This window comes from Mesorhizobium sp. B3-2-1 (genome assembly GCF_006439515.1).
Classification (GTDB): Bacteria; Pseudomonadota; Alphaproteobacteria; order Rhizobiales; family Rhizobiaceae; genus Mesorhizobium.
The window spans coordinates 1-15,611 of sequence record NZ_VFTI01000056.1; the positions used below are offsets into that span (position 1 = coordinate 1).

General features: G+C 62.1%; 18 protein-coding genes. 7 read left to right on the top strand and 11 right to left on the bottom strand.

All coding sequences use genetic code 11. The features are described from left to right. On the top strand, nucleotides 1-748 hold a 748-nt coding region (locus FJW08_RS31795), incomplete at its 5' end, for an ankyrin repeat domain-containing protein (RefSeq protein WP_348642705.1). A gap of 38 nt (nucleotides 749-786) precedes the next feature. On the opposite strand, the gene FJW08_RS31800 is transcribed toward FJW08_RS31795, so the two are convergent. Both FJW08_RS31800 and FJW08_RS31805 read right to left on the bottom strand, forming a co-directional pair. Continuing rightward, nucleotides 787-1,314 (bottom strand): gamma carbonic anhydrase family protein, encoded by a 528-nt coding sequence (locus FJW08_RS31800; RefSeq protein WP_140813709.1) that lies wholly within the window; start codon nucleotides 1,312-1,314, stop codon nucleotides 787-789. A 19-nt stretch (nucleotides 1,315-1,333) separates the two neighbouring features. Then, nucleotides 1,334-1,669, bottom strand: a complete 336-nt coding sequence (locus tag FJW08_RS31805) for a hypothetical protein (protein WP_140813710.1) — start codon at nucleotides 1,667-1,669, stop codon at nucleotides 1,334-1,336. Between the two features lie 153 nt (nucleotides 1,670-1,822). Here FJW08_RS31805 and FJW08_RS31810 point away from each other — a divergent pair, with 153 nt between their 5' ends. Further along, nucleotides 1,823-2,554, top strand: a complete 732-nt coding sequence (locus tag FJW08_RS31810) for a hypothetical protein (protein ID WP_140813719.1) — start codon at nucleotides 1,823-1,825, stop codon at nucleotides 2,552-2,554. A 55-nt stretch (nucleotides 2,555-2,609) separates the two neighbouring features. On the opposite strand, the gene FJW08_RS31815 is transcribed toward FJW08_RS31810, so the two are convergent. Together FJW08_RS31815 and cysE are read right to left on the bottom strand one after the other, a co-directional pair. Then, nucleotides 2,610-2,813 (bottom strand): DUF3126 family protein, encoded by a 204-nt coding sequence (locus FJW08_RS31815; RefSeq protein WP_140755036.1) that lies wholly within the window; start codon nucleotides 2,811-2,813, stop codon nucleotides 2,610-2,612. Nucleotides 2,814-2,953: 140 nt separating this feature from the next. Next, nucleotides 2,954-3,802: a serine O-acetyltransferase gene (gene cysE, locus FJW08_RS31820; RefSeq protein WP_140813711.1), complete on the bottom strand. Its 849-nt coding sequence runs from the start codon at nucleotides 3,800-3,802 to the stop codon at nucleotides 2,954-2,956. 133 nt (nucleotides 3,803-3,935) lie between these two features. On the opposite strand from cysE, the gene FJW08_RS31825 reads away from it, so the two are divergent. Next, on the top strand, nucleotides 3,936-4,532 hold the full coding sequence (locus tag FJW08_RS31825; RefSeq protein WP_140813712.1) for a hypothetical protein: 597 nt from the start codon (nucleotides 3,936-3,938) through the stop codon (nucleotides 4,530-4,532). A 45-nt stretch (nucleotides 4,533-4,577) separates the two neighbouring features. Here FJW08_RS31825 and FJW08_RS31830 read toward each other — a convergent pair whose 3' ends face one another. From FJW08_RS31830 to FJW08_RS31840, 3 genes are read right to left on the bottom strand one after another with little or no spacing between them, the layout of a single operon-like run. After that, nucleotides 4,578-5,345, bottom strand: coding sequence for an alpha/beta hydrolase (locus tag FJW08_RS31830; protein WP_181183108.1), 768 nt, complete (start codon nucleotides 5,343-5,345; stop codon nucleotides 4,578-4,580). A gap of 20 nt (nucleotides 5,346-5,365) precedes the next feature. Then, nucleotides 5,366-5,929, bottom strand: a complete 564-nt coding sequence (locus FJW08_RS31835) for a DUF192 domain-containing protein (protein ID WP_140813713.1) — start codon at nucleotides 5,927-5,929, stop codon at nucleotides 5,366-5,368. Nucleotides 5,930-5,952: 23 nt separating this feature from the next. Further along, nucleotides 5,953-6,549: a cold-shock protein gene (locus FJW08_RS31840; protein WP_140813721.1), complete on the bottom strand. Its 597-nt coding sequence runs from the start codon at nucleotides 6,547-6,549 to the stop codon at nucleotides 5,953-5,955. Nucleotides 6,550-6,765: 216 nt separating this feature from the next. Between FJW08_RS31840 and gloA the strand changes: the two genes are divergently transcribed. Both gloA and FJW08_RS31850 read left to right on the top strand, forming a co-directional pair. Beyond that, nucleotides 6,766-7,206: a lactoylglutathione lyase gene (gene gloA / locus FJW08_RS31845; RefSeq protein WP_140813714.1), complete on the top strand. Its 441-nt coding sequence runs from the start codon at nucleotides 6,766-6,768 to the stop codon at nucleotides 7,204-7,206. Nucleotides 7,207-7,335: 129 nt separating this feature from the next. Further along, on the top strand, nucleotides 7,336-7,629 hold the full coding sequence (locus FJW08_RS31850) for a DUF2218 domain-containing protein (RefSeq protein WP_140813715.1): 294 nt from the start codon (nucleotides 7,336-7,338) through the stop codon (nucleotides 7,627-7,629). A gap of 44 nt (nucleotides 7,630-7,673) precedes the next feature. Here FJW08_RS31850 and FJW08_RS31855 read toward each other — a convergent pair whose 3' ends face one another. Both FJW08_RS31855 and ilvA read right to left on the bottom strand, forming a co-directional pair. Continuing rightward, nucleotides 7,674-8,228, bottom strand: a complete 555-nt coding sequence (locus tag FJW08_RS31855; protein WP_140755048.1) for a DUF1697 domain-containing protein — start codon at nucleotides 8,226-8,228, stop codon at nucleotides 7,674-7,676. Further along, nucleotides 8,225-9,481 carry a threonine ammonia-lyase IlvA gene (gene ilvA / locus FJW08_RS31860; RefSeq protein WP_140813716.1) on the bottom strand — a complete coding sequence of 419 codons (1,257 nt, stop codon included), beginning with the start codon at nucleotides 9,479-9,481 and terminating at the stop codon, nucleotides 8,225-8,227. The genes FJW08_RS31855 and ilvA overlap by 4 nt, the downstream gene beginning before the upstream one ends. A gap of 399 nt (nucleotides 9,482-9,880) precedes the next feature. Between ilvA and FJW08_RS31865 the strand changes: the two genes are divergently transcribed. Further along, a complete protein-coding gene (locus FJW08_RS31865; protein WP_140755052.1) occupies nucleotides 9,881-10,954 on the top strand; it encodes an alpha/beta hydrolase in 1,074 nt (357 codons plus the stop codon). A gap of 141 nt (nucleotides 10,955-11,095) precedes the next feature. Next, nucleotides 11,096-12,256: an alpha/beta hydrolase gene (locus FJW08_RS31870; protein ID WP_140813717.1), complete on the top strand. Its 1,161-nt coding sequence runs from the start codon at nucleotides 11,096-11,098 to the stop codon at nucleotides 12,254-12,256. A 20-nt stretch (nucleotides 12,257-12,276) separates the two neighbouring features. On the opposite strand, the gene ade is transcribed toward FJW08_RS31870, so the two are convergent. Both ade and FJW08_RS31885 read right to left on the bottom strand, forming a co-directional pair. Then, nucleotides 12,277-14,094: an adenine deaminase gene (gene ade, locus FJW08_RS31875; RefSeq protein ID WP_140813718.1), complete on the bottom strand. Its 1,818-nt coding sequence runs from the start codon at nucleotides 14,092-14,094 to the stop codon at nucleotides 12,277-12,279. Between the two features lie 713 nt (nucleotides 14,095-14,807). Next, on the bottom strand, nucleotides 14,808-15,176 hold the full coding sequence (locus FJW08_RS31885) for a helix-turn-helix transcriptional regulator (protein WP_181178246.1): 369 nt from the start codon (nucleotides 15,174-15,176) through the stop codon (nucleotides 14,808-14,810). Nucleotides 15,177-15,611: the final 435 nt, after the last annotated feature.

Consider the following 15,611-nt stretch of genomic DNA (forward strand, 5'->3'; position numbering starts at 1 on the left):
TCCCCGTCCCCAACGACCGGGTCAAAGGAGCCGGCCCCGTCCCCGGGCCGGCTCCGCCATTTCTGGAGGGAAGCCGCCAAAACTGACCCGACGACACGTGGTGCATCGCGTCGCCCCTGCCTTTCCACGCGCAACAGATCGATGCACAATCGGCCGTTGGTTTCGTTTCCTGGGTCACGCCATGCTGGAAATCCCGGAAGATCGATGCGAGCGCCACCGGCTGTTCAAGGCGATCGACGATGCCTTCAAGGCCGGTGACTTCGTTGGACTCGGCAAAGCCTTGGGCGGTTCGCCCGGCTGGTTCGACGAGCGCATGCCATTCGAACTCGGTCTTGGCCATCCGCTGGAATACGCGATCTACTGGAGTCCGCTTGCCTTCGTCGCGGCGCTGCTCGACGCCGGATCCAGTCCGAACTACGGGGATCATGCCGGATTTCCCTCGATCATCGCGGCGCTGTCCACCGAGCGCGCGGACAAGGTCGACATCATCCGTATCCTCGTCGATCACGGCGCCGATCCGGACATGCGAGGCGTCAACGACTGGACACCGCTCCACTACGGCGTAGCCATGCGTGACGCCGAGGCGATCCGCCTGCTTCTCACCGCAGGCGCGGACCCTTCTTTGAGGACTCGTATCGATCACTACACGACAGCCCTTGAAGAAGCAGAGATTGCAGGATTCGAGTTGGGCGCTTCGCTGTTGAGAGAAGCCACAGCCGAGCGCGCGCTCGGCGACCGGGATCGTTAGACGCAACCGGTGTCCGAAGTCACGTCCCGGCCGAGAGTTCAGACCTTCTTCAGCCCAGCCTTGAAGCGTTGGCCATTGGCGACATAATGCGCGGCCGAGGCCCGCAGCCGCTCGACCGCGGCGTCGTCCAGCACCTTGATCGCCTTGGCAGGCGAACCAACGATCAGCGAATTGTCCGGAAACTCCTTGCCTTCGGTGACCAGGGCGCCAGCGCCGACGAGTGAATTCTTGCCGATCCTGGCGCCGTTCAGCAGGATGGCGCCCATGCCGATCAGGCTATTGTCACCAATCGTGCAGCCGTGAAGCGTGGCGCGATGGCCGATCGTACAGCCCTGTCCGATGGTCAGCGGAAAGCCGGGATCGGTGTGCATGACAGTATGTTCCTGCACATTGGTGTCGGCGCCGATGATGATGGGCTCGTTGTCGCCCCTGATGACGGCACCGAACCAGAAGCCGGCATTGCGGCCGATCCTGATGTCGCCAATCAGCGTGGCATCGGGCGCAATCCAATTCGAGTCCGCGTCGGCGAAGCTGGGCTCCGTTCCATCGATTGCATAAAGCGGCATTGTCGGTCTCCGAATCGTCTCAGAGTGAAAACCCTAGGAGACGGAGCGCCCAGGAAGCAATGGCAAGCACGACGATGCCCAGCGCCAGGGACCAGGCAATAGCGGTGCAGCCGCATGACAAGAGCGCCGCTGTCGAGATGCGGTTCTGGCGCCGCGCATCGAGGGCATCGTTGACCAGCATGAATGGCCCGGCGCCGGCAGTGACGGCCAGCGAGCGCAGTACATGCGAGGGCGACACATAGGGCTCGGTGAAGGCGACCTTGCGACCCGATACCAGCTCCATTGTCGAGCCGGTCAGCCCGCAAACCGTCAGCCCGACGACAAAAGCGAACAGCAAGAGTTCCATCTGGGCCACATTAACCCTCCATTTACCATGAAATCGCACAGTCGCTTCAGGATGGCAGCAAGAGCCGTGCCGTATGATGTGTGCCGTCAAGAGACACCCAGATGGGGGACACCGGGATGGCGGACACCGGGATGGCGCACAGGCGGTGGGACGATGACCGAGATGAAGCAGGCAGCGATCGCCGACGGCGCGGAACTCACCGTGGTCGATTCCATGCTGATGAAGCGGGTGTTCTACGCGTTCGCGGCTCTGGCCTTGCTGTCGATAGCCATCAGCCTTGGCGGCAAATGGTTCGGCCGCTCCATTGCCATGGCCGGCTACACCGACGACGCGACCGTGCGCCAGGTGGTGATCGGCAACAACGTCATCACCGTGCCGGCCAATTTCATCAGGTTCGAGCCGGCCAGGCGCAACGGTATCGCCTCGCGCCTCGACCTTTACCTGCGCTATCCCCAGATGGACGGCTACAGCGAGGCGTCGCGCGACGATTTCAATCACGCCGGGGCCAACAGGAACATCATCTTCCTGTCCTTCGAGCAGCAGATGATGTCGCGCGACATGAGCGGCCGGTTCGGGCCGATCTACAGCGCGCTGATCGTCCAGCCCGGCGTTCCGGGGCCTGGCGGTACGACGGTCTACGGGTTCAATGAGAAATCAGGTTATCTGAACGAGGTGCTGGTTGTCGGCAAGCGCGGTGGCAAGGACCCGTTCGTGGCCCGCTGCCTCAGCGGGCCGAGCGCCGGCGAATCGCTGGCTCCTTGCGAGCGGGACATCCATGTCGGGGATGATCTCAGCCTTACCTATCGCTTCCCGAGGGAATTCCTTGGCGACTGGCGGACGCTCGATGCTGCGATCGCGGCAGAGGCGGGGCGAATCCTGAAGACCCGACATTGACCGGCTGAAAAGCGGCCCGGCCGCGCTCTACGCGGCCTGCCGTGGCATTGCGGGCTCAGGCCAGGTCGATATCGAGGATCGCCATCGAGAAATTATAGTCGCCATCGTCCTCATCCTTGAAGACGATGCCGAGGAATTCCTCGCCGACGTAGACTTCGGCCGAATCTTCCTTGCGCGGCCGTGCCTTGACCTCAAGCTTGGGGTTCTGGAAGACGCGCTTGAAATAGGCGTCCAGCTTTCTGATTTCGTCCGGCTTCAACAGTCTTCTCCGATCATCGGCTTGCTCGTTTGAACGGCGCTTCTGGCACGTCGACAATGGCGATGTAAAGGCAAGCCGGCCTTATTGCACCGGAAGCGGGCAGCGCCGCCGGGCAATCATGCCGGGCAGCTGCCAGCAAATCAGATATCGAAACTGATGACGTGGTCCATCTTCTGCGACGGCAGAAGCTGGTCCATCTGGCGCGAAGGCTGGTCGCAGCCGGTCTCGCCGACCACGCGGGCCGGCACACCGGCAACCGTCTTGTTGTGCGGCACAGGCGACAGCACCACCGATCCGGCGGCAATCTTGGAGCAATGGCCGATCTCGATGTTGCCGAGAATCTTGGCGCCGGCGCCAATCAGCACGCCATAGCGAATCTTGGGATGGCGGTCGCCACCGGCCTTGCCGGTACCGCCCAGCGTCACGCCGTGCAGGATGGACACATCGTCCTCGATCACGGCGGTCTCGCCGACGACGAGGCCGGTGGCGTGATCGATGAAGATGCCCTTGCCGATGCGCGCGGCCGGATTGATGTCGGTCTGGAAGACTGCGGACGAACGGCTCTGCAGGTAGAGCGCGAAATCCTTGCGGCCCTGATTCCACAGCCAATGCGCCAGCCGATGGGTCTGGATGGCGTGAAAGCCCTTGAAGTAGAGCACCGGCATGATGAACCGGTCGCAAGCCGGGTCGCGGTCATAATAGGCCTGGATGTCGACGCGCACCGTGGTCGGCCAGTCCTTGTCGTCGGCGAGCATCGACTTGAACGTCTGGCGGATGAGATCGGAGCCGATATCCTGATGGGCAAGCCGCTCCGCGATCCTGTGAATGACCGCCTCTTCCAGGCTTTCCTGGTTGAGGATCGTCGCATAGAGGAACGCGGCCAGCAGCGGGTCGCGGTTGACCGCTTCCATCGCTTCGTCGCGGATCGAACGCCAGATCGGATCGACCGGCTGCAGCGCGTCGTGGCGGGAAATGCTGATGCTGTTCATCGACGTCTCGTCCTGCGTCCTGCTAGTCTGCTGTCATCGGGGCCGCACATATAAGCCAGATCATAGCACGACTGAACTCAATTTTCCTTAGTGCTGTGTCAAATGGATTTGGTTCGCGGGAATTCAAGCAGCCATGGAAAACGAACCCCTGATCGACGACGCGCTGAAAACCGAGCTTTCGGCGCTCTACGCCGCCGAGGAACGCCACTATCACGGCCTTGCGCATATCGAGGCAATGCTGGCGCTGGCTCGCGACTATCAGGGAGAACTGGACGACCCTGAAGCCGTCGAAGCGGCGATCTGGTTCCACGATGCCATCTACGACAGCAGGGCCAAGGACAATGAGGCGCAAAGTGCCGCCCTTGCCGAGCAAAAGCTCGCGGGCCGCACCGATGCCGCCCGCCTGAAGCGCATCAGCGCGATGATCCTCGCCACCGCCACGCATCAGTTGCCGCCTTTCGACGACGCGGCGGCGACGCGTGACGCCAGCCTGTTTCTCGACATGGATCTTTCGATCCTGGGCGCCGACCCGGTTGCGTTCGATGCCTATGAACGCGCGGTTCGCCGCGAATATGGCTGGGTGGAGGAGCCGATGTGGCGTGCCGGACGCGGCGCGGTGCTAAAGAGCTTCCTTGCCCGTCCGCATATTTTTCTCACGCAGGAGTTTAGGCAGCGCTTCGAACCAAAGGCAAGGCTGAACATGGCGCGGTCGCTGGAGACCTTGACCTAGGTCAATTTCGCGATCCGAGGCGCTTCGTCTCAAGAAACTGGCGCCTCAGAGCGGATTTTCGGCGTAGAACTCCAGCACACGTTGCTTGAAGGTCTTGTCTCCGACGGCCAGCATATGGTCGCGGCCCTCGATGTGGAAGGCCCTGGCGTTGGGCATCAGCGCCGCAAGCTCGTCCGGCGATCCGCCAATGTCGTCGGTGGTACCGACCGCGACCAGCGTCGGCTGGGCGATGCGGGCAATATCCTCTTCACCAAGCAATTCCCGTGACGTGACGATGCAGGCGGCAAGCGCCCGGCGGTCGCTGCGGGTCTGGTCGGCGAAGGCACGAAAAGAGCGGCCGCGTGGATGGGTGGTCGCGGCCGGATCCTCGGCAAGGAGGGCGGCGGCAATCGGATCCCAATCGCCTACCCCATCGATCATGCCGATGCCGAGGCCGCCAAAGACCAACGTCGCCACCTTGTCCGGATCGGACAGTGCCAGGAAGGCCGCAATGCGCGCGCCCATCGAATAGCCCATGACATGGGCCCGCTCGATGCCGAGATGATCGAGCAGGGCTGCCGCGTCCGAAGCCATTTTCGCGGGCGTATAATCGGCCTCGTCGTAACTCTTGGACGACGAGCCGTGGCCGCGATTGTCGAAGGCGATGGCGCGATAGCCGGCATCGTTGAGCGTCTTGAACCAGCCGGGTGAAACCCAGTTGACATAGTGGCTCGAGGCGAAGCCATGAATCATGAGCACCGGATCGCCCTCACCCGATGCCGGCTGGCGGTCGAGGAAGGCTAGATCGAACCCGTCATGGGAGAAAAACTGCATCGGAAAGCGATCCCTGGCGCTCAGTCGGAATCGACGTTCGGAGAATCGCCCTTGTCCGCGGGCGGCATGCCAGGGCTGGATGCGGTGCCTATCGCCGGATGGCGCAGCAGATCGCCGTCCGCGATGCCGTCCCTGGCGGCAGTGCCGGCCTTGAGCTCGAGCACGAAGCGGACCGGCTCGCCCGGCGAGACGATCGCCTCGGATTGCGGCTCGCCCTGCTTGATTGCGCGGATCCTGCCGTCCTGGCCGACAAAGATCAGATCGAGCGGCATCGGCGTATTCTTCATCCAGAAACTGACGTCGCGCGTCTCGTCGAAAACGAACAGCATGCCATGATTGGCGGCCATGTCCTCGCGAAACATCAGTCCGGCTTCCCGCTCTGCCTCGGTATCGGCGACTTCGATCGAGAAGGAGCGTTTGCCATTCTTGGTCACAGCGACCAGCGGCGCGGGATCGACCGGAAGGATCATCGCCTGGCCATCGGCGGCGCTGGGTACCTGGAAATAGAAGAATGCGGCGGCGGCGACCATGACGGCAGCCACAGCGCACATCACGCCCGCCGTCAGCCCGTTCCTGTGTGTCATATGAAATCCTCGGCCGGATCGCCCTAGTGCGAGACCGGCAAGGTGCCCATATCGGGGTGAATTTCGGCGGCCATAAGGCCTTTGTCACCGCGGCCGAAACGGACAAGCACGACGTGCCCCGGCCGAAGCTCGGTGATGCCGTAGCGGCGCAAGGTCTCCATATGGACGAAAATATCCTCGGTGCCCTCGCCGCGCGTCAGGAAGCCAAACCCTTTGGTGCGGTTAAACCATTTGACCAAAGCGCGTTCGAGCCCACTCTCCGGCGTTACCGAGACATGGGTGCGCTGCTCCTGCATTTCGGCGGGATGGACGGCGGTGGTGACATCCATGGAAAGCACACGGAACGCCTGCAGCCCGCGCTCGCCCTGCTTCACAAGACAGACCACGCGCGCGCCTTCCAAGGCTGTCTGGAAGCCGTCCCGTCGAAGACAAGTCACATGGAGGAGGATATCGCCCGAAACACCGTCATCCGGAAGGATGAAACCATAGCCCTTGGCCACATCGAACCACTTGATGGCGCCGGAAATTTCGGTCAGGTCGGCGGAATCGCCGCCTTCGTCGCGCGTCAAAGCGTCGCCAAGGGTATTGGCCCGCCCCGTCAAAGAGGCCTTTTCCCCCATAAGAATGCCCCCTTTATTCAAGAACACCGCAACTGATTCTTGATACCAGATTAACACCGCGGCTTCCGGTGTGTGCAAGACCTGACGTGCCTTTTTTCACGGTTCATTGCGGGAATACCGGATTTGTTCTTTGCCGGCGCTGCCTGACCCGAACGATTGCCCTTTGGCCGGGCCGACCCTATGTTGCGCCGCAACCCAACAGATCGAGGAAAACACATGCGCTATCTGCACACCATGGTCCGCGTCGCCGATGTCGATGCCTCGCTCGATTTCTACTGCAACAAGCTCGGGCTGAAGGAAGTTCGCCGCCATGAAAGCGAGCAGGGCCGCTTCACGCTGATCTTCCTGGCCGCGCCGGAAGACGAGCAGAGCGGCATCAGCGAGAAAGCGCCGCTGGTCGAACTCACCTACAATTGGGATCCCGAAGACTACAAGGGCGGGCGCAATTTCGGCCACCTCGCCTACGAGGTCGACGACATCTATGCCACGTGCCAGCGACTGATGGACAATGGCGTCACCATCAACCGGCCGCCGCGCGACGGCAACATGGCCTTTATCAGGTCGCCAGACGGCATCTCCATCGAGCTTCTGCAGAAAGGCCCGGCCAAGGCCAAGGCGGAACCGTGGGCATCGATGGCGAATACCGGAAGCTGGTAATCGGTCACCTTTTCGAGTGGCCGGCGGCCACTCCATGGTGTTTCGCTAAATTGTGCCTATCTATGCGGCGATGGCGCCTGCCCTGAAGAGCGGCGCCACATCATCGGATTCAGCTTTGGAGAACCCTTCATGCCGACCAGCCACGCCAATGTCTCCACGGCGCACGCAAGCCGCTATCTGCAGCAGTTGTGCAAGCATTGGGCGCACAAGTTTCCCGTCGAGTTCGACCCCAATCACGGCGTCATCGACCTTTCACTCGGCCGCACGGTCATGGACGCCGACGGGGCAGCGCTGCACATCACGGTATCGACCGGCGAGTCCGCTTCGATCGAGCGCCTCGAAAGCGTCGTTGCCGACCACATCAAACGCTTTGCGTTCCGCGAAGAATTGGCTTTCGACTGGAAACGCGCCGAGGCGGCATAGCGCGTTCATGCGTGTCGCCAAGCATTTCCGGCGAGACGCATGGATCAATCGCTACCGGACTTGCCCGCCATCTCCAGCAGCGCCAGCATCGATCGCCAATTGCGGGCCGTGCCCGGCACTTTCAACGTGCGCGGAATGAGGTTGGCGAACACCGATTTGCCGAGCCCGTCCGGCGCGCTGAGATAGAGCACATCGCCCTTGACCTCGAAACGCTCCGGGCCAGTGCACTTTTCAGCCAGCCGCGCCACCTCTTCGGCGGTCGGCTCACGCTCCAGCGCATAGGCGTGGAGCTTCGTGTGGTCAGCGGCCGCTTCCGGATAGGGATTTTCGCGAACCAGCCGTTCGAGCCATTCGAAATCGCGCACCATGATGCGCGAATGGAAACCCCATTTCTTCTCGAAAGCCGCCTCGATCTGTTTGGTCAGCACGGCGGCGTCGCCCTTGTCAGCCCGGAACACGGCATTGCCGCTCTGCACGTAGGTGGAGACATCGGAAAAACCGAGACCCTCGAAGAACGACCGCAACTCCGCCATCCTGACAATGCGGTTGCCGCCGACATTGATGCCGGAAAACAGGGCGATGAAGATCTTTCCGCTCATATGATGAAACCCGCCAACGTCTCATTGTCGGTGATGTCCTGATACTGGACGCCCTCGGCCTCGAAATTCGCCTTGAGCAGATCGAAATTGCGGCGATCCTTGGTTTCGATGCCGATCAGGACCGAGCCAAAATTGCGCGCCGATTTCTTCAGATATTCGAAGCGCGCGATGTCGTCGTCCGGGCCCAGCATTTCGAGGAAGTCGCGCAACGCGCCCGGCCGCTGCGGAAAGCGGATGATGAAGTATTTCTTCAGGCCTTCGAAGCGCAGCGCCCGTTCCTTGACGTCCGGCAGCCGCTCGAAATCGAAATTGCCCCCGGATACCACGGCGACGATGGTCTTGCCCCGGATCTCCTTCCTGGAAAAATCCTTCAGCGCATCGATCGCCAGCGCGCCGGCGGGCTCCAGGACCACGCCTTCGACGTTGAGCATCTCGATCATGGTCGCGCAGAGCCGGTTCTCCGGGACCAGCCGCACGCTGTCGGCGGCGAACTCCCTGAGATAGCGCAAAGGTTCGCGGCCGATCTCGGCGACCGCCGCGCCGTCGACGAAGTTGTCGACCTTGGCGAGCTTCAGCCGTTTTCCCGCCGCAAGGCTCTCGCGCAGGCTCGGCGCGCCGGCCGGCTCGCAAAAGACGAACCGCGCCTCTCGGCCCTGATCGGCGAAATAGTGCGTGACCCCGGCAGCCAGACCGCCGCCACCCACCGGAAGCATGACGATGTCGGGCATGCGCGCGCCCGGCATCTGGTCCGCGATCTCATAGGCGACCGTCGCCTGGCCCTCGATGATATCCTTGTGGTCGAAGGGCGGGACCATATGGGCACCGGAGCTTTCGGTGAAGTCGAAGGCGGCGCGATAGCAGTCGTCGAAAAAATCGCCGACCAGCCTGATCTCGACGAAATCGCCGCCAAACAGCCTGGTCTTGTCGATCTTCTGCTGCGGGGTCGTCACCGGCATGAAGACCACGCCCTTCTTGCCGAAATGGCGGCAGACGAAGGCAAAGCCCTGCGCATGGTTGCCGGCGGACGCGCAGACAAACAGCTCCGCCTGGTTGCCTTCGCCAAGCGCCTTGCGGAAGAAGTTGAAGGCGCCACGGATCTTGTAGGACCGCACGGGACTCAAATCCTCGCGCTTCAACAGCACCCGCGCGCCTGTCTTTTTCGACAGATAGTCATTTTCCTGCAGCGGTGTCTCCGGGAAGATCTGGCGGATCGCGGAGGCGGCGGTGGCGACGCGCGAGGAAAAGCTGGTCATCGGCAGGATCATCCCGGATCGCCCGCGGGCGAGTTAGACCACAACCCTATTACACATCCGGCCCGGCAAGACCATTGCCCGGCCGAGCCCCGCGCCCGCAAAGGCGCCTTCCCGAAATGCCAGCAAGTACTTGGGGACGTTTGTTCATGCTTCTCGCGTCGCGCCGAGCACGCGCATTGGTGGACGCCTGAATTCGACATCCGGCCGAGATGCGGGTGCCTGCCCTCTGTGATGGTACGGCCTCGCCGCCGCTTTGGCTTTCGCGCAACAGTGCGATGACCGTCGCGAAGCGCCGACCGCATTTTGGCTGAACACGACTTACTTCCGCCGCACTTCGCCTGCTGGGGAGATATCGCGGAGGGTGGATGGCCCTTTTTGGGCTCGAGTGGAATTTTTGACGTGCATTTGAAGACGATTTGCATTCTTGCGCTTGCCTTGCTGGTGGCAGGCTGCGGCGGCCACAAAACCGAGGAACTGCTCGGCAGCGCGGTCATGTCCGCGCCGGTGACGGAAATCGCCGGCAACCACTCGATCTTCATTGCCACGACCCGCAAGCCCTCCGACGACCCCAACAAGGTTTTCGACGGCGAACGCTCGGCGACGCTGAACTACGCCCGCGTCAACGTCACCGTCCCGGGGCTCCACACGACCGGCCAGATCGAGCGGCGCTCACGCGGCAAGTCGGATGATCCGGCCAAGTATTTCATGGCTTCCGAGGTCGTCGGCTACGACACCCAGCCGAAATTCTCCAGCGCGCTCAACGCCGACATAGCGGCCCGCGGCGGCCGCGTGATGGTCTTCGTCCATGGCTACAACACCGGCTTCGACGACGCCGTCTATCGCTTGACCCAGATCGTCCATGATTCCGGTTATCCGGGGACGCCGGTGCTGTTCTCCTGGGCCTCTGGCGCCAAGACCACCGACTATGTCTATGACAAGGAAAGCGCCAGCGCCGCCCGTGACCAGCTCGAAGTGACCTTGCGAATGCTGCAGCAGTCCGGTGCGCGGCGCATCGACATCGTCGCCCATTCGATGGGAACCTGGGTGACAATGGAAACGCTGCGCCAGATGGCCATCAGCGGCGATCGCGATCTTGGCGGCAAGCTTGGCGATGTGGTGCTGGCCTCTCCCGACATCGATGTCGACGTGTTCAAGAGCCAGATGCGCCGCTACGGCAAGCCCGACAAGCCGTTCATCCTGCTGTTGTCGGACGACGACCGCGCGCTGAGGTTGTCCGGCCTGATCGCCGGCGCGCGGCCGCGCGTCGGCGACTACAAGGATGCGGCGGACCTGGCCTCCTACGGCGTGACGGTCGTCGATCTCTCCAAGGTCAAAGGCAGCGACAGCTTCAACCACACGAAATTCGCCGACAATCCGGCACTGGTGAAGATGATCGGCCAGCGGCTGCGCGAGGACGATGGCTTCGCCAGCGACCGGGACGTGACCGACCGCATCAGCCTGCTTGGACAATAGATGCGGCTCGCGGGTTTCGCCGTGCCTGTTCACCATCGCCGAACCATTGGCCCACTTTGAACTGGACCACGCCCGCCTCTGGCCTTATCGGAGTATCGAGCGACGTCATGCGTTTGACGTCCCCTATGCGGGAGCCGACGCGTGGCCTTGCGCTTGAAGAGTTTTGGTGTCGTTGCGTTCGCGCTGCTGGTCGCTGGCTGCGCCGGAAAAACGCATGATCTGCTCAACAAGACGACGATCACCGTGCCGGCGTCCGATATTGCGGCCACCCATGAAATATTCGTCGCCACCACCCGCCAGAAGGCGGTGAAGGACCCACGGCAGGTCTTCGACGGCGACCGCTCCCCGACCACCAGCTTCGCGCGGGTCGATGTCACGGTTCCGAAGAGCCATCAGGTCGGCAACATCGAGCGCGCCAAGGGTTCGGCCAACAGCAACCCGGCCAAGGATTTCACGGCCAGGGACGTCACCTTCTACGAAGGCGCGCCGCAATTCGCCAAGGCGGTCGGCGCCGACATCGCCATGCGCGGCGACCGTGCGCTGGTTTTCGTGCATGGCTTCAACAATGGTTTCGACGACGGCATCTACCGGCTGACGCAGATCGCCCACGACACGAAATATCCGGGTACGCCAGTGCTGTTCTCGTGGGCGTCGAGCGCCAAGACGACGGGCTATATCTACGACAAGGACAGTTCCACCGCCGCCCGTGACGATCTCGAGGCAACGCTCAGGATGCTCGCAAAGACGCGGGTCAAGAGCATCGACATCATCGCCCATTCGATGGGAACCTGGCTGACGATGGAGGCGCTGCGCCAACTCGCCATCACCGGCGACCGCGATCTCGGCGGCAAGTTGGGTTATGTCATCCTTGCCTCGCCGGACATCGACGTCGACGTGTTCAAGAAGCAGATGACCCGTTATGGCAAACCCGACAAGCCGTTCGCCGTGCTGCTTTCGGGCGACGACCGGGCTCTCAAATTGTCCTCGTTTATCTCCGGCGACAAGCCGCGCGTCGGGGACTATGGCAATGCCGCCGATCTCGCCTCCTACGGCGTGGCCGTCGTCGACCTGACCAAGACCAAGGGTGGCGACGGCGGCCTCAACCACGCCAAATTCGCCGACAACCCGTTCCTGGTGCAATTGCTCGGCGACAGGCTGCGCACGCCAGCGGGCCTCGCCGCCGACGAAGACCCGGCACAGCTCAGCAATATCGGCCAAGGCTTGGGAAAGGCCGTCGGCTCCGCCGCCGAAGTCATCATCACGACGCCGTTCAAGGTGCTGACCATCGCCACCGGCGGGTGAGCAACCAAGATCGGATGGTCTCAGACGAACAGATCGACCTTCTGGAACGTCGTCACGTCGATCAGCCCGACGTCGGAAATTCGCAACTCCGGAATGACCACCAGCGCCAGCAGCGAGTGCTGCATATAGGCGTTGTTCAGGGAACAGCCCATCTTGCGCATCGCCTCGGTGAGTTTCTCAGCCTTGGCGGCGACGATCTCGGCGCGCTCGTCCGACATCAGCCCGGCGATCGGCATTTCGACCAGCGCCAGTTCCTTGCCCTTGGAGAACAGCACGACGCCGCCGCCGACTTCCCCCAGTCGGTTCACGGCCAGCGCCATGTCCTGCTTATTGGTGCCAACGCAGATGATGTGATGGGCGTCGTGGGCCACGCTGGAGGCCATGGCGCAGTCGGCCATGTAGCCGAAACCTGAGACGAAGGCATTGGTGACGCCACCCGTGCCCCTGTGCCGCTCGACCAGCGCGATCTGGCATATGTCGTTGCGGCGATCCATGGCGACCAGCCCATCCTCGACCGGCAGATCGGCCTCCAGCGCGCGCGTGGGTGCCTGGTTCTCGATGACGCCGATCACCCGCACCCGCACTTCGTTGGCACCCTTGGGCGCCGCGATATCGAAATCGCCGGCCTTCAGTTTCTTGCCCAACTTGACGGTGTTCTTCGCCGTCTTCGGATAGTCATAGGCCGGAATATCGATGTCGAGCCTGCCGCCCTTGGCCAGCCTGACGCCGCGCGCATAGACCTCGTCGATGCGCATTGCGGCGAGATCGGAAACGATCAGCAAGTCGGCCAACCGCCCCGGCGCGATCGAACCGATCTCGCGTTCCAGCTTGAAATGCTGGGCGGTGTTGAGCGTTGCCATCTGGATCGCGGTCACCGGCTTCAGACCTTGGCTGATGGCGTGGCGCACCACCCGGTCCATGTGCCCCTCATGCACCAGCGTGCCTGAATGACTGTCGTCGGTGCACAGGATGAAGTTGCGCGGATCGATGCCGCTTTCCGTCACCGCCTTGATCTGCGAGGCAACGTCGTACCAGGCCGAGCCCAGCCGCAGCATCGCCTTCATGCCCTGGCGCACGCGTGCAATGGCGTCCTCGGCGCGCGTGCCCTCGTGATCATCCTCGGGTCCGCCGGCGACATAGCCGTGGAATGGCAGACCAAGATCGCGCGAGGCATAATGCCCGCCAACCGTCTTGCCGGCCTTCACCGTCGCGGCGATCTCGCCAGACATCACCGGATCGTTGGCGGCGACGCCGGGGAAATTCATCACCTCGCCAAGTCCGATGATGTTTTCCCAGCTCATCGCCTCCGCGACATCGGCGACCGTCAGTTCGGCACCGGCATGTTCGAGCCCAGGCGCCGAGGGCACGCAGGACGGCATCTGCACATGCACGTTGATGGGCATCGCCACGGCCTCGTCATGCATCAGCCGCACGCCAGGCAGGCCTAGCACATTGGCGATCTCGTGCGGATCGATGAACATCGAGGTGGTGCCGTGCGGGATGACGGCGCGGCAAAATTCGGTGACCGTCACCATGCCGCTCTCGACATGCATGTGCGCGTCGCAAAGCCCGGGCACGAGATAGCGTCCGCCCGCATCGACCACCTTGCTGCCCTGCCCGATCGTGTGGCTGGCATTCGGCCCGCAATAGGCGAACCGGCCGCCCGATATGGCGATGTCGGTGCCGGCGATGATTTCGCCCGAATGGACGTTCACCCAGCGTCCGTTGCGAATGACGAGATCGGCGGGTTTGCGGCCCATCGCGACATCGACCAGATCGGTCGCCATTTCGGTCCACGGTTTGGGTTTCGTCGCGCGGGCGGGCGGCTTCCTGGCCATCAAAGACTCCTGTTTGCCTGACTGTGCCAAGCCGGCGGTGTTTTGACCAGCGAGGAAGAATGGATTTGCCTGGTGATCGCCGGATTACTCGGGTTTCACGTCGACTTCGACCTTGGCGTCGCCGGCTGAAATCCGCTCGGCAAATGTCGGCTGGGCCGTGGGCGTGGGCGTCGACTACGCGCTGACCGACAAAGTTCGTCGTCGGCGCGCAATATCGCTATTGCGATTTCGGCTCGGAGAACCACGAGGCGCCGGCCCTCCTCAACGACCGCGATCACAGCGTGCAACTGAACACGGTCGGCATCAATCTCAGCTACGAGTTCTGAGTATCGCCCACTGGTGACGTTTACGGGCCAAGCGCAAGCGCCTGCAGCTATACTTGTTGGAAAGGGCGGCCGGCGCCCCCAAGTGGGCGGGGGGATGGGTTGGGCTTGAGAGGCGCCGGCCTTAGGCGGATCAGATCCGCCACCCAGATATTTATCGATGCTCGCGGCGCGGATAATTCCGCGATCGCACCAGTATCCCTACGCCACCTCCTCTGGGTTGCGGTTCGGCCACCGCAGAACACGACTTGACGGGCTTTGTCTGGCGTCTGAAAAGGGCTGGCCTGCGGACGTGGCGGAATTGGTAGACGCAAGGGACTGAAAATCCCACACACACCCGTTACACTAGCGAAGACATCCCTCTAGCGGCCTGATTTTGATTTCGTGCCGCTATCCTTCCATTTGCTGCTGCATTTGGCGGATGAGCCGTCCAGTATCAGAATGCAGAGCCCTCAGTTTGGTCAATTGCTCCGAAAATGCGTCCATTGGGCTTTCAAAATCGTCTTCCGCAGGCCCGATACCGATGCCGTGGAGCAGCCACGATAGGCTTACACCGAGGAGTCCGGTGATATTGAACAGCCGGTGTGAACTTGGTTGCGAACGATCGCTCTCCCAAGCATTGATTGTCGACATATTGACACTCAATTGCCATGCAAGCTCTTTGACACTCAGACCGCTCGCATCACGGGCCCTCGAAAGGCGCCCGCCGAAGGTGTCGAAATCCGGGGACTGTTCAAAAATATTCGTGGTGTCGGACACCCGATCTACCTCCTGTTTGGTTGATTTTGTCATTGGATTGCATCGGCCATCAACGATGACGCAGTTCCCCAAACATGGACGATGGCCACTCAGACCACAACCCGCAGTTGGGCGAATAAACTGCATACTATTGAAATCATTGAAGGATAATCGATACGGGAGCCCCGGTTCTCCGAGATCCTCAACTCTCGACGGGACTGGTTCACGCCAACCCTCACGAGTTGGATCATCTGGGCGAACAAGGCCAACAACCCCGTTTGCAATGCCGCTCACCAAACGGGTGCAAGTGGTTCAAAAGCGCCGCCGCAACACGCCAAGCTGGCTTCCTAACGATCCGGTTAACTTGGTGAAGTTCCTAGCTAGCACTACTTTGGCAGATCTTTAGCAGAGAGGGTTCTGCGGCAGTGGGGACAACGGATTGGGGGCGGCTGCGCG

Excerpts from the sequence above, each read along its gene's own strand:
- FJW08_RS31800 (WP_140813709.1), bottom strand. The coding sequence starts at position 1,314 with ATGCCGCTTTATGCAATCGATGGAACGGAGCCCAGCTTCGCCGACGCG.
- FJW08_RS31810 (WP_140813719.1), top strand. The coding sequence starts at position 1,823 with ATGAAGCAGGCAGCGATCGCCGACGGCGCGGAACTCACCGTGGTCGAT.
- cysE (WP_140813711.1), bottom strand. The coding sequence starts at position 3,802 with ATGAACAGCATCAGCATTTCCCGCCACGACGCGCTGCAGCCGGTCGAT.
- FJW08_RS31825 (WP_140813712.1), top strand. The coding sequence starts at position 3,936 with ATGGAAAACGAACCCCTGATCGACGACGCGCTGAAAACCGAGCTTTCG.
- FJW08_RS31830 (WP_181183108.1), bottom strand. The coding sequence starts at position 5,345 with ATGCAGTTTTTCTCCCATGACGGGTTCGATCTAGCCTTCCTCGACCGC.
- FJW08_RS31835 (WP_140813713.1), bottom strand. The coding sequence starts at position 5,929 with ATGACACACAGGAACGGGCTGACGGCGGGCGTGATGTGCGCTGTGGCT.
- FJW08_RS31840 (WP_140813721.1), bottom strand. The coding sequence starts at position 6,549 with ATGGGGGAAAAGGCCTCTTTGACGGGGCGGGCCAATACCCTTGGCGAC.
- gloA (WP_140813714.1), top strand. The coding sequence starts at position 6,766 with ATGCGCTATCTGCACACCATGGTCCGCGTCGCCGATGTCGATGCCTCG.
- FJW08_RS31850 (WP_140813715.1), top strand. The coding sequence starts at position 7,336 with ATGCCGACCAGCCACGCCAATGTCTCCACGGCGCACGCAAGCCGCTAT.
- FJW08_RS31855 (WP_140755048.1), bottom strand. The coding sequence starts at position 8,228 with ATGAGCGGAAAGATCTTCATCGCCCTGTTTTCCGGCATCAATGTCGGC.
- ilvA (WP_140813716.1), bottom strand. The coding sequence starts at position 9,481 with ATGACCAGCTTTTCCTCGCGCGTCGCCACCGCCGCCTCCGCGATCCGC.
- ade (WP_140813718.1), bottom strand. The coding sequence starts at position 14,094 with ATGGCCAGGAAGCCGCCCGCCCGCGCGACGAAACCCAAACCGTGGACC.